The sequence below is a fragment of the Burkholderia sp. WP42 genome (assembly GCF_000745665.1).
GTDB classification, from domain to species: domain Bacteria; phylum Pseudomonadota; class Gammaproteobacteria; order Burkholderiales; family Burkholderiaceae; genus Burkholderia; species Burkholderia vietnamiensis.
This window is the reverse complement of the sequence record NZ_JQJT01000006.1, coordinates 119,512-132,851: the sequence shown is the minus strand read 5'-3', so window position 1 is coordinate 132,851 and position 13,340 is coordinate 119,512. Positions and strand designations below refer to the sequence as shown.

The following is a 13,340-nucleotide window of genomic DNA, read 5'->3' as shown; positions in this document are numbered from 1 at the left end:
CGAGTTGTTTAGAATGGGTGTATGGCGATTATCCCGGACAAGCAGGACAGCACCGTCCTGGAACGCAAGCAGCAGAAGCTCAAGCCGCCTTCGATGTACAAGGTGGTGCTGCTCAACGACGACTTCACGCCAATGGAGTTCGTCGTCATGGTCGTCCAGGAGTATTTCAAGAAGGATCGCGAGACGGCCACGCAGATCATGCTGAAGGTCCATCGCGAAGGGCGAGGGGTATGTGGGGTCTATACGCGGGACATCGCGTCGACCAAGGTTGAGCAAGTCGTTACCCATGCGCGGCAGGCCGGGCATCCGCTGCAGTGCGTGATGGAGGAAGCATGATTGCCCAGGAATTGGAAGTCAGCCTGCACATGGCGTTCATGGAAGCACGTCAGGCGCGCCATGAATTCATTACGGTAGAGCACCTGTTGCTGGCCCTGCTGGATAATCCGACGGCAGCCGAGGTGTTGCGCGCGTGTGCGGCCAATATCGAGGACTTGCGTCAGAACCTGCGCAATTTCATCCACGACAACACGCCGACCGTGCCGGGCACCGACGATGTCGATACCCAGCCGACGCTCGGTTTCCAGCGCGTGATCCAGCGCGCGATCATGCACGTCCAGTCGACGTCGAACGGCAAGAAGGAGGTCACCGGCGCGAACGTGCTGGTCGCGATCTTCGGCGAGAAGGATTCGCATGCCGTCTATTACCTGCAGCAGCAGGGCGTGACGCGTCTCGACGTGGTGAACTTCATTTCGCACGGCATCGCGAAGACGAACGGCGGCGAAGCCGCGAAGTCGACCGACGGCAATGCGGAAAGCGAAGACGCGAACGCGCAGAAGGAAACCCCGCTCGCCCAGTTCACGCAGAACCTGAACCAGATGGCGAAGGACGGCCGCATCGATCCGCTGATCGGCCGCGAGCCGGAGGTCGAGCGTGTGGTGCAGGTGCTGTGCCGTCGGCGCAAGAACAATCCGCTGCTCGTCGGCGAAGCCGGCGTCGGCAAGACGGCGATCGCCGAAGGGCTCGCCTATCGCATTACGCGCGGCGAGGTGCCGGACATTCTCGCGAACGCGCAGGTGTATTCGCTCGACATGGGCGCGCTGCTCGCGGGCACCAAGTATCGGGGCGACTTCGAACAGCGTCTGAAGACGGTGCTCAAGGAGCTCAAGGAGCGTCCGCACGCGATCCTGTTCATCGACGAGATCCACACGCTGATCGGCGCGGGCGCCGCGTCGGGCGGCACGCTCGACGCATCGAACCTGCTGAAGCCCGCGCTGTCGTCGGGCACGCTCAAGTGCATCGGCGCGACCACCTTCACCGAATATCGCGGCATCTTCGAGAAGGATGCGGCGCTGTCGCGGCGCTTCCAGAAGGTCGACGTGTCGGAGCCGACCGTCGAGCAGACGGTCGCGATCCTGCGCGGGCTGAAGTCGCGCTTCGAGGAGCATCACGGCGTCAAGTATTCGTCGGGTGCGCTGTCGGCCGCGGCCGAACTGTCGGCGCGCTTCATCACCGACCGCCATCTGCCCGACAAGGCGATCGACGTGATCGACGAAGCGGGCGCCGCGCAACGCATCCTGCCGAAGTCGAAGCAGAAGAAGACGATCGGCAAGAGCGAGATCGAGGAAATCATCTCGAAGATCGCGCGCGTGCCGGCCCAGAGCGTGTCGCAGGACGACCGCAGCAAGCTGCAGACGCTCGATCGCGACCTGAAGAGCGTCGTGTTCGGCCAGGATCCGGCGATCGACGCGCTCGCGGCGTCGATCAAGATGGCACGCGCGGGCCTCGGCAAGATGGACAAGCCGATCGGCGCATTCCTGTTCTCCGGCCCGACCGGCGTCGGCAAGACCGAAGTGGCGCGCCAGCTCGCGTTCACGCTCGGCATCGAGCTGATCCGCTTCGACATGTCGGAATACATGGAGCGTCATGCGGTGAGCCGTCTGATCGGCGCGCCGCCCGGCTACGTCGGGTTCGACCAGGGTGGGCTGCTGACCGAAGCCGTCACGAAGAAGCCGCATTGCGTGCTGCTGCTCGACGAAATCGAGAAGGCGCATCCGGACATCTTCAACGTGCTGCTGCAGGTGATGGACCACGGCACGCTGACGGACAACAACGGCCGCAAGGCGGATTTCCGCAACGTCATCATCATCATGACGACGAACGCGGGCGCCGAGTCGATGCAGAAGGCGACCATCGGCTTCACGACGCGGCGCGAGACGGGCGACGAGATGAACGACATCAAGCGCCTGTTCACGCCGGAGTTCCGCAACCGTCTGGACGCGATCATCAGCTTCCGCTCGCTCGATGAGGAAATCATCATGCGCGTGGTCGACAAGTTCCTGATCCAGCTCGAGGAGCAGCTGCACGAGAAGAAGGTCGATGCGCTGTTCACCGACGCGCTGCGCAAGCATCTGGCCAAGCACGGGTTCGACCCGCTGATGGGCGCGCGGCCGATGCAGCGGCTGATCCAGGACACGATCCGTCGTGCGCTGGCGGACGAGCTGCTGTTCGGCAAGCTGGTGGCGGGCGGCCACGTGACGGTCGACGTCGACGAGAACGACAAGGTGCAGTTGTCGTTCGACAAGCTGGCGAATCCGCCGCACAAGCCGAACGAAGAGACGGTCGAAGTCGAGTAAGCGATAATTGGCAGTTCATGCGAACGGCGCGGGAAGTTCTCCGCGCCGTTTCGTTTTATCCGGCGCCAGCGGCGCCACGGCGGTGCAGGGGAGTGGTAACGCAGTGACACAACAACAACGATCGTTCGACAACATCGTCGCGCGCGAACAAGGGTTGCGCCACGCGCTCACATCGGGGCAGATGGCGATGATCGCGATCGGCGGCGCGATCGGCACGGGGCTGTTCCTCGGCAGCGGGTTCGCGATCGGGCTCGCGGGCCCGAGCGTGCTGGTTTCGTATGCGATCGGCGCGCTGATCGCGCTGCTGCTGATGGGCGCGCTCGCCGAAATGACGGTCGCGCATCCGACGGCCGGCTCGTTCGGCGCCTATGCGGAGCACTACGTCGGCCCGCTCGCGGGCTTTCTGGTGCGCTACGCGTACTGGTTCGCCGTGGTGTTCGCGATCGGCACCGAGATCAGCGCGATCGCCGTATTCATGAAGTACTGGTTTCCCGCCGTGCCCGGCTGGTACTGGGTGATCGGCTTCTCCGCGCTGCTGATCGCCGTGAACCTCGCGAGCGTCACGTTGTACGGGTCGGTCGAATACGCGTTCTCGCTGCTGAAGATCGCGGCGATCATCGTGTTCATCGTGCTCGGCGCCTATCTGGTGTGGTCGGCGCCGCCGGCGTCCGGCATCGGCTTCGCGAACTACACCGGCCACGGCGGCTTCATGCCGAAAGGGCCGTGGGGCACCTGGGTCGCGGTGATCGTCGCGATCTTCAGCTACATGAGCATCGAGGCGGTCGCGATCGCGGCCGGCGAGGCGCGCGATCCGCAGCATGCGGTCACGCGCGCGTTCCGCTCGACGGTATTCCGGCTCGTGCTGTTCTATCTGCTGACGCTGGCGCTGATGCTCGCGATCGTGCCGTGGACGCAGGCCGGCACCGACGAAAGCCCGTTCGTGAAGGTGATGGCCGCGACGCACGTGCCGTACGCGGCTGGCGTGATCAACTTCGTGCTGTTGATCGCGGCGCTGTCGGCGATGAACAGCCAGCTCTACGTGACGACGCGGATGATGTTCAGCCTGTCGCGCGCGCGGCTCGCGCCGGCGGTGTTCGGGCGGGTGGGCGACAACGGCGTGCCGCGTGCGGCGCTGTGGATCTCGACCAGCGGCGTCGCGGTCGCGGCCGTGCTGGTCGCGCTGTCGCCCGGCACCGCATTCACCGTGATGATGGCGATCGCGATGTTCGGCGCGCTGTTCACGTGGCTGATGATCTTCGTCACGCACCTGCGCTTTCGTGCGCGCTACCGCGGCCCGGCGCTCGCGTTCCGCATGTGGGCGCATCCGTTCGGCAGCCTGCTCGGGGCGGCGCTCGTCGGCGCGATCCTGCTCACGACCGCGTTCACGCACGAATTCCGGATGACGATGGTGGTCGGCGTCGTGTTCGTCGTGCTGCTGACGCTCGCGTACGCGCTGCATTACCGGCACCAGCACGCGCGGTGATGCATGGCGGCACGCGGCCGGGCGTGCTGGCGAGCCGCTAAGCTTGCGTTAAGTCGGCGGCGCGTACAGTCGAACCCGTTCGCGATTCAGGGCCGCCTGGCGGCCCATCGCCATTCGCAAAGGGGTTCGGATGAAGAAGCTTCCTGAAATCACGCTCGCGTTCTGGATCATGAAGATCTGCGCGACGACGCTCGGCGAAACGGGCGGCGACCTGCTGTCGATGACCCTCGACGTCGGCTACGCGGCAAGCTCGCTGCTGCTGCTCGGTTTCTTTCTCGTGACGCTCGGCGCGCAGCTGCGGGCCACGCACTATCGCCCGGCGCTCTACTGGGCCGTGATCGTCGCCACCAGCACGGCCGGCACGACGATGTCCGACTTCATGGACCGCACGCTCGGCCTCGGCTACGCAGCCGGCTCGTCGATTCTCGTCGCGATCCTGCTGGCGACTTTCGCGGTGTGGCGGCTCAGCGGCGAATCGCTTTCGGTGGACCTGATCCGCACGCGTCGCGTCGAGCTGCTGTACTGGGTGGCGATCCTGTTCTCGAACACGCTCGGCACCGCGCTCGGCGACTTTCTCGCGGACAGTTCGGGCCTCGGTTTCGGCGGCGGCGCATTGCTGATCGGCAGCCTGCTCGCGGCGATCGTGCTCGCGCGCTATCTCACCCGCGTCTCCGGCGTGCTGTTGTTCTGGGCGGCGTTCGTGCTCACGCGTCCGTTCGGCGCGACGCTCGGGGACTGGCTCACGAAACCGGCCGCCAAGGGCGGCCTGGCACTCGGCACGGTCGGCTCGTCTGCCGTATTGCTCGGCGTGCTGGTCGCGATGGTGATCTACGCGAGCATCGCGCAGGCGCGGCGCCGCGAGCGGACACCCGTGCGCATCGCGCAAACGGCCGGCCGCTGAGCGGCACCCGGAAAAGCAAAAGGGGCCGCGCGGCCCCTTTTCGATGCGGCGCGGCTCAGTGCCGGCCGGTGCTGCCGAAGCCGCCTTCGCCGCGCTCGCTTTGCGCGAAGTCGTCGACGATGTTGAACTGCGCCTGCACGACCGGCACGATCACCAGTTGCGCGAGCCGTTCGAACGGGTTCAGCACGAACTCGCTCTGGCCGCGGTTCCACGTCGACACCATCAGCTGGCCCTGGTAGTCGGAATCGATCAGGCCGACGAGGTTGCCGAGCACGATCCCGTGCTTGTGACCGAGGCCCGAGCGCGGCAGGATCAGCGCCGCATAGCCGGGGTCCGCCAGATGGATCGCGAGGCCGGTCGGCACCAGCGTGGTTTCGCCCGGTTGCAGCGTGACGGGCGCGTCGAGGCACGCGCGCAGGTCGAGGCCTGCGCTGCCGGTAGTCGCATAGGCGGGCAGGTAGTCGCGCATGCGCGCGTCGAGAATCTTCAGATCGAGTTTCATGCGGTGGTCGAGTCGTTCGGGTAGGGCGCGGCGGCGCGAGCCGCCGCGCGGGAGATCAGATCAGTCGGTTGTCGGGCAGGCGCCGCGCGATTTCGGCGACGAGCACGTGGGCGAGTTCGTCCTTCGGCGCGCGCGGCAGCGGCGTGAGGCCGGCCGCCTCGAACAGCACCACTTCGTTGTCGTCGCGGCCGAACGTCAGCGGGCCGAGGTTGCCGATCAGCAGCGGCACGTTCTTGCGCTTGCGCTTTTCGTCGCCGTGCACGTCGAGGTCGCCGCTTTCGGCCGCGAAGCCGACGCAGTACGGCGGATCGGGCAGCGCGGCGACCGACGCGAGGATGTCGGGGTTCTCGACGAACGTGAGCGCCGGCATCTTGCGATCGGCGGTCTTCTTCATCTTGTGCTCGGCCGGCTGCTCGACGCGCCAGTCGGCGACCGCGGCCACCGCGATGAAGATGTCCGCGTCCGATGCCGCGTGCATGACCGCGTCGTACATCTGCTGCGCGGTCTGCACGTCCTGCCGGTACACGCCCCACGGCGTGTCGAGCGCGACCGGCCCGGCCACCAGATGCACGTCCGCGCCGGCCTGCTGCGCGGCGCGCGCGAGCGCGAAGCCCATCTTGCCGCTCGAGCGGTTCGTGAGGCCGCGCACCGGATCGAGCGGCTCGAACGTCGGGCCGGCCGTGATCAGCACGCGGCGGTGCGCGAGCAGCTTCGGCGCAAAGTGCGCGACGATCGCTTCGTAGATCGCCTCGGGCTCGAGCATGCGGCCGTCGCCGACCTCGCCGCACGCCTGCGCGCCCGAATCGGGGCCGAGCACCGACACGCCGTCGGCCCGCAGTTGCGCCGCATTGCGCTGGGTGGCCGGGTTCTGCCACATCTGCCGGTTCATCGCCGGCACGACGAGCAGCGGGCAGTCGCGCGCGACGCACAGCGTCGACAGCAGGTCGTCGGCGAACCCGTGCGCGAGCTTCGCGAGGAAGTCGGTGGAGGCCGGCGCGATCACGATCGCATCGGCTTCGCGCGACAGGTCGATGTGCGCCATGTTGTTGTCGACGCGGGCGTCCCACTGGCTCGTGTAGACGGGCCGGCCGGACAGCGCCTGCATCGTGACGGGCGTGATGAACTGCGCGGCGGCTTCGGTCATCACGACCTGGACGGTCGCGCCGGCCTTCGTCAGCAGCCGTGTGAGCTCGGCGATCTTGTAGCAGGCGATGCCGCCCGTGAGGCCGAGGACGAGGTGTTTTCCTGCGAGTTCTGCGTGTGCCAACTCGGGTCTCCAAGGATCAAACGGAACGGCCGGCGTGAAGCCGGCCGTCGACACGGAGTATGCGCGCTCAGCGCGTGCCGCGCACGCGACGCAGTTCGTCGTAGATCAGCAGCACCGCGCCGACCGTGATCGCGGAATCGGCGAGGTTGAACGCCGGGAAATGCCAGCCGCCGAGATGGAAATCGAGAAAGTCGATCACGTGGCCGTACAGCAGCCGGTCGATCACGTTGCCGAGCGCGCCGCCGAGGATCAGCGCGAGCGACAGGCTGAACAGCCGCTGCTGGCCGTGCCGGCGCAACAGGTAGCAGATCACCAGCGTCGCGCCGATGCCGAGCGCGGTGAACGCCCAGCGCTGCCAGCCGCTCGCGGTCGACAGGAAGCCGAACGCGGCGCCGCGGTTGTACACCAGCACGAGATTGAAGAACGACGTCAGCGCATGCTGCGCGCCGTACGCGAACGTTTTCAGGATCGCGATCTTCGACAGCTGGTCGAACAGGATCACGATCAGCGAAATGCCGAGCCAGGGCGCGAGCGCGCCGCTGGCCGGTTTCGACAGGGTTTTCGCCATGGTTACGCAGCGCTCCGAATTTCGCCGTTTTCAAACAGGTTCGAGAAGCAGCGGCCGCACAGCGTCGGATGCTCGGCGTGCGCGCCCACGTCTTCACGGTAGTGCCAGCAGCGTTCGCACTTCTGGTACTTCGACGCCGCGACGTCGACGCTTTCGTGCGCTTCGTCGTCGACCTTCACGACGCTTGCCGCCGACGTGATCAGCACGAACCTCAGATCGTCGCCGAGGCTCGTGAGCGCGTCGTAGCGCGCGCCGCTCGCGTGCACGGCCACTTCGGCCTGCAGCGACGAGCCGATGCGATTGGCGGTGCGGGCTTCCTCGAGCGCCTTCGTCACGTTGCCGCGCACGTCGCGCAGCAGCGCCCACTTCTCGATCAGCGCGGCCGCGCCGGCGACTTCCGGATACGCGTAGTACGTCTCCGTGAACACGGTGTCGCTCGCCGGCTGGAACACCTTCCATGCCTCTTCCGCGGTGAACGACAGGAACGGCGCGAGCACGCGCAGCAGCCCCTGCGTCAGATGGTAGAGCGCCGTCTGCGCGGAGCGGCGCGCGCGCGAATCGGCCGCGCTCGTGTACAGCCGGTCCTTCAGCACGTCGAGGTAGAAGCCGCCGAGATCTTCCGAGCAGTACGTCTGCAGCTTCGCGACGACCGGATGGAACTCGTATTTCTCGTAGTGGCCGAGCAGCTCCGTCTGCAGTTGCGCGGAGAACGCGACCGCATAACGGTCGATCTCGAGCCATTCGTCGACCGGCACCGCGTGCTGCGCGAAGTCGAAGTCCGACAGGTTCGCGAGCAGGAAGCGCAGCGTGTTGCGGATGCGGCGGTAGCCTTCCGTCACGCGCTTGAGGATCTCTTCGGAGATCGCCAGTTCGCCCGAATAGTCGGTCGACGCGATCCACAGCCGGATGATTTCCGCGCCGAGGCGGTTCGCGACTTCATGCGGATCGATGCCGTTGCCGAGCGACTTGCTCATCTTGCGGCCTTCGCCGTCGACCGTGAAGCCGTGCGTGAGCAGCCCCTTGTACGGCGCGCGGCCGTCGATCATCGACGCGGTCAGCAGCGACGAGTGGAACCAGCCGCGATGCTGGTCCGAGCCTTCGAGGTAGAGGTCGGCCGGGAACTGCAGCTGATCCTTGTGCGAGCCGCGCAGCACGTGCCAGTGCGTCGTGCCCGAGTCGAACCACACGTCGAGCGTGTCGCGGTTCTTCTCGTAGAGGTTCGCGTCGTCGCCGATCAGCTCGCGCGGGTCGAGCGACTGCCACGCCTCGATGCCCGACTGCTCGACGCGCTTCGCGACTTCCTCGAGCAGCTCGAGCGTGCGCGGATGCAGCTCGCCGGTTTCCTTGTGCACGAAGAACGCCATCGGCACGCCCCATTGGCGCTGGCGCGACAGCGTCCAGTCGGGACGGTTCGCGATCATGCTGAACAGCCGCTGCTTGCCCCACGACGGGTAGAACGCGGTCGCGTCGATGCCTTCGAGCGCCGTTTCGCGCAGCGTCTTGCCGCCGGCGTGCGGCGTCACGTCCATGCCGGCGAACCACTGCGACGTCGCGCGGTAGATGATCGGCGTCTTGTGGCGCCAGCAGTGCATGTAGCTGTGCGTGTACTTCTCGCTGCGCAGCAGCGAGCCGGCCGCGCGCAGCGCCTCGACGACCTTCGGGTTTGCATCCCAGATCGACAGGCCGCCGAACAGCGGCAGCGATTCGATGTAGCGGCCGTCGCCCATCACCGGGTTGATGATGTCGGAGTCGGTCATCCCGTGCGACTTGCACGAGACGAAGTCTTCGATGCCGTACGCGGGCGACGAATGGACCACGCCGGTACCGGTGTCGGTCGTCACGTAGTCGCCGAGGTAGACGGGCGCGGTGCGCTTGTAGCCGGGGTGGGCCGAGGCGAGCGGATGGTGGAAGCGCAGGTTCGCGAGCTTCACGCCCGGCGCGGTCGCGACGATGCGGCCGGTCAGCTTGAAGTCGGCCATGCAGGCTTCGACGCGCTCCTCGGCGATGATCAGCAGCCCGCGCTCGGTGTCGACCAGCGCATAGACGATCTCGGGATGGAGGTTCAGCGCCTGGTTCGCCGGGATCGTCCACGGCGTGGTGGTCCAGATCACGATGCCGCCGTCGGCGCGCGGCAGCGCCGGCAGGCCGAACGCCTGTGCGGTCTTTTCCGGCTCCGCGAACGCGAACATCACGTCGATCGTCGGGTCGGTGCGGTCCTTGTACTCGACTTCCGCCTCGGCGAGCGCCGAGCCGCAGTCGAAGCACCAGTTCACCGGCTTGAGCCCGCGGTACACGTAGCCCTTCTCGATGATCTTGCCGAGCGCGCGGATCTCTTCCGCCTCGTTCACGAAGTTCATCGTCTTGTACGGATTGGCCCAGTCGCCGAGCACGCCGAGGCGCTTGAAGCCGACCTTCTGCTTCTCGATCTGCTCGGTCGCGTACGCGCGCGCCTTGCTCATCACTTCGGCGGCCGGCAGCGACTTGCCGAACTGCTTTTCGATCTGGATCTCGATCGGCATCCCGTGGCAATCCCAGCCGGGCACGTACGGCGCGTCGAAGCCGGCCATGTTGCGCGACTTCACGACGATGTCCTTCAGGATCTTGTTGACCGCGTGACCGAGGTGGATGTCGCCGTTCGCATACGGCGGGCCGTCGTGCAGGATGAACTTCGGCCGGCCCTTGCTGGCCGCGCGGATTTTCTCGTAGATGCCGCGCTCTTCCCACTCCTTCACCCACTGCGGCTCGCGCTTGGGCAGATCGCCGCGCATCGGGAACGGCGTGTCGAGCAGGTTGACCGGATACTTGGCCTGCGGTTTCGAATCGGCTTTCTTGTTGCTCATGGTGGGATCGCTATCTAAATCGGGGGACGCTCGAGCGTCGTGAATCGGGGATGCGCGCGGTTCGGCGGCGCGAGGGTGCGGCGCGCGGCGCCGCCGTCCGGATCAGCTAATTCGGTCGGTCGCCGACGTCGAGAAGCCGGTCGCGCGGCTGCCCGGTGCGCGTGCGCGCTCCACGAAATACGCGCGCGCGTTCGCGACGTCGAGCGCGATCGCGCGCGACAGCGCCTCGAGATCGTCGTATTTGGCCTCGTCGCGCAGCTTCTTCAGGAATTCGACGCGGATCAGCTTGCCGTACGCGTCCCCATGCCAGTCGAGCAGGTGGACTTCGAGCAGCACGCGGCCGGAATCGTCGACGGTCGGGCGCACGCCGAGGCTCGCGACGCCCGGCAGCGGCGCCGGCCCGAGGCCGTGCACCTGCACGACGAAGATGCCGGCGAGCGCCGGCCGCTTGTGCGCGATCGGCAGGTTCAGCGTCGGGAAGCCGAGGTCGCGGCCGAGCTTCAGCCCGTGCGCGACGTGGCCGCTGATCGCGTAGCCGTGGCCGAGCGCCTGCGCGGCCGCGTCGAGATCGCCGGCGGCGAGCGCCGCGCGCACGCCGGAGCTCGAAATGCGCGTGCCGTCGCTGCCGGCCACCGTGTCCATCTGCTCGACCTCGAAGCCGTGCAGCTCGCCGGCGGCCTTCAGCGTGTCGAAGGTGCCCGCGCGCTTCGCGCCGTAGCAGAAATCGTCGCCGACCATCATCCAGCGCGTATGCAGGCCGCCGACCAGCGTGCGTTCGACGAACGCCTGCGGCGACTGGCTCGCGAACGTGTGGTTGAAGTGCTCGACGACGACGCGATCGACGCCGTGCTCGCGCAGCGCCTCGAGCTTGTCGCGCAGCATCGCGATGCGCGGCGGCGCGCCGGCCGGGTTGAAGAACTCGCGCGGATGCGGCTCGAAGGTCATCACGCACACGGGCAGCCCACGCGCGTCCGCTGCCGCGCGCACGCGCGCGAGCAAGGCCTGGTGGCCGCGATGGACACCGTCGAAGTTGCCGATCGTCAGCGCGCAGGGCGCGCGGCTCTCGGCGTTGGGCAGGCCGCGGAAGACTTTCACGATAGCGGATGCAGCGTCGGGGAATGAGCGGTGGAATGCCGCAAAGCAGAAGATTATAAACGTTCGGGCGGCCTGGCGGCCGAGAAGGCAGGAAACGCGGGGGCGAATGGTAAAATTCGCGGATGAAAAAACTCGTGATCCTGATTTCCGGTCGCGGCAGCAACATGGAGGCCATCGTCCGCGCGTGCGCGCAGGAACGCTGGCCGGCCCAGGTCGCCGCCGTGATCGCCAACCGGCCCGACGCGGCCGGCCTGGCTTTTGCCGCGTCGCACGGCGTGGCGACCGCGGTGGTCGACCATCGCGCCTTCGACGGCCGCGACAGCTTCGACGCGGCGCTCGCCGCCGAAATCGACCGCTTCGCGCCCGATCTCGTCGTGCTGGCCGGCTTCATGCGCATTCTCACCCCCGATTTCGTCAGACGATATGAGGGTCGGCTGCTGAACATCCATCCGTCGCTCCTGCCGAGCTTCAAGGGCGTGCACACGCATCAGCAGGCGCTGGACGCCGGCGTCGCGCTGCACGGCGTGACCGTGCATTTCGTCAGCCCCGAACTCGACAGCGGCGCGATCGTCGCGCAGGGCGCGGTGCCCGTGCGGGCCGGCGACGACGCCGCGGCGCTCGCGCAGCGCGTGCTGGCGGTCGAGCACGTGCTGTATCCGCGTGCGGTGCGCTGGTTCGTCGAAGGCAGCCTGCGCCTCGAGAACGGCCGGGCAGTGGTGGCGCCGCACGAGGCGCGCTGGATTTTCGCGGATCAACCGCATACCGAAACGAGCGAGGGCGTATGAAGCTGCACGGATTTCTGATTGGCCAGACCGAGACCTTGCTGGCGGAGGTGCTCAAGTTCGCCGGCCCGGCCGACGCGACCACGAGCCGGTTCTTCCGCGCGCACCCGAAGCTCGGCCATGCCGAGCGCGGCGTGATCGCCGAGGCGGTGTTCGCGGTGCTGCGCCGCAAGATGGAGTTTTCGCACCTCGCCGAAAGCGGCACGGGCAGCCCCGCGCGGCGCCTGACGCTGCTGGGCCTGATGCAGACGCTCGGCCGCAACGCGCTGAAGCCGTTCGTGTCGGACAACGAGGCCGCGTGGCTCGAGCACGTGTCGAAGATCGACCCGGCGAGCCTGCCGGTGCGCGTGCGCACGAACCTGCCGGACTGGATCTACCAGGCGCTGTCGGCGCGTTTCGATGCCGACGAGCTCGCGCAGCTCGCCGCCGCGCTGAACTACCCGGCGCCGCTCGACCTGCGCGCCAACGTGCAGAAGGCGACGCGCGACCAGGTGATCGACGCGCTGCGCGCGAACGGTATCGAGGCGGGCGCGACGCCGTTCGCGCCGAACGGCGTGCGCGTGGTCGGCAAGCCGGCGCTCACGCGCCTGAAGCTGTTCGAGGAAGGCCAGATCGAAGTGCAGGACGAGGGCAGCCAGCTGCTGTGCTCGCTGGTCGCGCCGCGTCGCGGCGAGATGGTCGTCGATTTCTGCGCGGGCGCCGGCGGCAAGACGCTCGCGCTCGGCGCGATGATGCGTTCGACCGGGCGCCTGTACGCGTTCGACGTGTCGGAAAAGCGTCTCGCGAAGCTCAAGCCGCGCCTCGCGCGCAGCGGGCTGTCGAACGTGAACCCGGTGCTGATCGACAGCGAGCACGATGCGAAGATCAAGCGGCTCGCCGGCAAGATCGACCGCGTGCTGGTCGACGCGCCGTGCAGCGGGCTCGGCACGCTGCGCCGTAATCCCGACCTGAAGTGGCGCCAGACGCGCACGTCGATCGACGAGCTTGCGCCGAAGCAGGCGTCGATCCTCGCGAGCGCCGCGCGGCTCGTGAAGAAGGGCGGCCGGCTCGTGTACGCGACCTGCAGCGTGCTGGACGCGGAGAACGAGGCGATCGTCGAGCAGTTCCTGGCCGATCACCCCGACTTCGTGCTCGTGCCCGCGCAGAAGGTGCTGGCCGACCAGCGCATCGAGCTCGATACCGGCGACTACCTGTCGCTGTGGCCGCATCGCCACGCGACCGACGGCTTCTTCGCCGCGGTGCTCGAGCGGCGTGCGCAGTAACGACGGC

The 13,340-nt window shown here is 67.4% G+C and carries 11 protein-coding genes; 6 read left to right on the top strand and 5 right to left on the bottom strand.

All coding sequences use genetic code 11. The annotated features are described in order from the left end of the window. Positions 1 to 21: 21 nt before the first annotated feature. The 4 genes from clpS to EX20_RS02835 all read left to right on the top strand — a co-directional run bounded on the left by clpS (position 22) and on the right by EX20_RS02835 (position 5,017). Positions 22 to 336: an ATP-dependent Clp protease adapter ClpS gene (gene clpS / locus EX20_RS02850; RefSeq protein ID WP_006398529.1), complete on the top strand. Its 315-nt coding sequence runs from the start codon at positions 22 to 24 to the stop codon at positions 334 to 336. Beyond that, the gene (gene clpA / locus EX20_RS02845; protein ID WP_011885780.1) at positions 333 to 2,633 is read left to right on the top strand and encodes an ATP-dependent Clp protease ATP-binding subunit ClpA; all 2,301 of its coding nucleotides are present in this window, start codon (positions 333 to 335) and stop codon (positions 2,631 to 2,633) included. The genes clpS and clpA overlap by 4 nt, the downstream gene beginning before the upstream one ends. A gap of 103 nt (positions 2,634 to 2,736) precedes the next feature. Then, positions 2,737 to 4,116, top strand: a complete 1,380-nt coding sequence (locus EX20_RS02840) for an amino acid permease (protein ID WP_034192631.1) — start codon at positions 2,737 to 2,739, stop codon at positions 4,114 to 4,116. Between the two features lie 130 nt (positions 4,117 to 4,246). Then, entirely contained in the window at positions 4,247 to 5,017 is a 771-nt protein-coding gene (locus tag EX20_RS02835) for a COG4705 family protein (RefSeq protein WP_011885778.1), read from the top strand. Positions 5,018 to 5,072: 55 nt separating this feature from the next. On the opposite strand, the gene dut is transcribed toward EX20_RS02835, so the two are convergent. The 5 genes from dut to EX20_RS02810 form a co-directional block, all read right to left on the bottom strand. After that, positions 5,073 to 5,519 carry a dUTP diphosphatase gene (gene dut / locus EX20_RS02830; protein ID WP_011885777.1) on the bottom strand — a complete coding sequence of 149 codons (447 nt, stop codon included), beginning with the start codon at positions 5,517 to 5,519 and terminating at the stop codon, positions 5,073 to 5,075. A 55-nt stretch (positions 5,520 to 5,574) separates the two neighbouring features. Further along, entirely contained in the window at positions 5,575 to 6,786 is a 1,212-nt protein-coding gene (gene coaBC / locus EX20_RS02825; protein WP_034192630.1) for a bifunctional phosphopantothenoylcysteine decarboxylase/phosphopantothenate--cysteine ligase CoaBC, read from the bottom strand. A 67-nt stretch (positions 6,787 to 6,853) separates the two neighbouring features. Beyond that, positions 6,854 to 7,354, bottom strand: a complete 501-nt coding sequence (gene lspA, locus EX20_RS02820; RefSeq protein WP_011885775.1) for a signal peptidase II — start codon at positions 7,352 to 7,354, stop codon at positions 6,854 to 6,856. A gap of 2 nt (positions 7,355 to 7,356) precedes the next feature. Next, entirely contained in the window at positions 7,357 to 10,194 is a 2,838-nt protein-coding gene (ileS, locus tag EX20_RS02815) for an isoleucine--tRNA ligase (protein ID WP_034192629.1), read from the bottom strand. A gap of 102 nt (positions 10,195 to 10,296) precedes the next feature. After that, the gene (locus EX20_RS02810; protein WP_011885773.1) at positions 10,297 to 11,289 is read right to left on the bottom strand and encodes a bifunctional riboflavin kinase/FAD synthetase; all 993 of its coding nucleotides are present in this window, start codon (positions 11,287 to 11,289) and stop codon (positions 10,297 to 10,299) included. A gap of 122 nt (positions 11,290 to 11,411) precedes the next feature. On the opposite strand from EX20_RS02810, the gene purN reads away from it, so the two are divergent. After that, positions 11,412 to 12,074 carry a phosphoribosylglycinamide formyltransferase gene (gene purN, locus EX20_RS02805; RefSeq protein ID WP_034192628.1) on the top strand — a complete coding sequence of 221 codons (663 nt, stop codon included), beginning with the start codon at positions 11,412 to 11,414 and terminating at the stop codon, positions 12,072 to 12,074. Further along, positions 12,071 to 13,333, top strand: a complete 1,263-nt coding sequence (locus EX20_RS02800) for an RsmB/NOP family class I SAM-dependent RNA methyltransferase (protein WP_011885771.1) — start codon at positions 12,071 to 12,073, stop codon at positions 13,331 to 13,333. Before purN ends, EX20_RS02800 begins: the two co-directional genes overlap by 4 nt. The last annotated feature ends 7 nt before the right edge of the window (positions 13,334 to 13,340 follow it).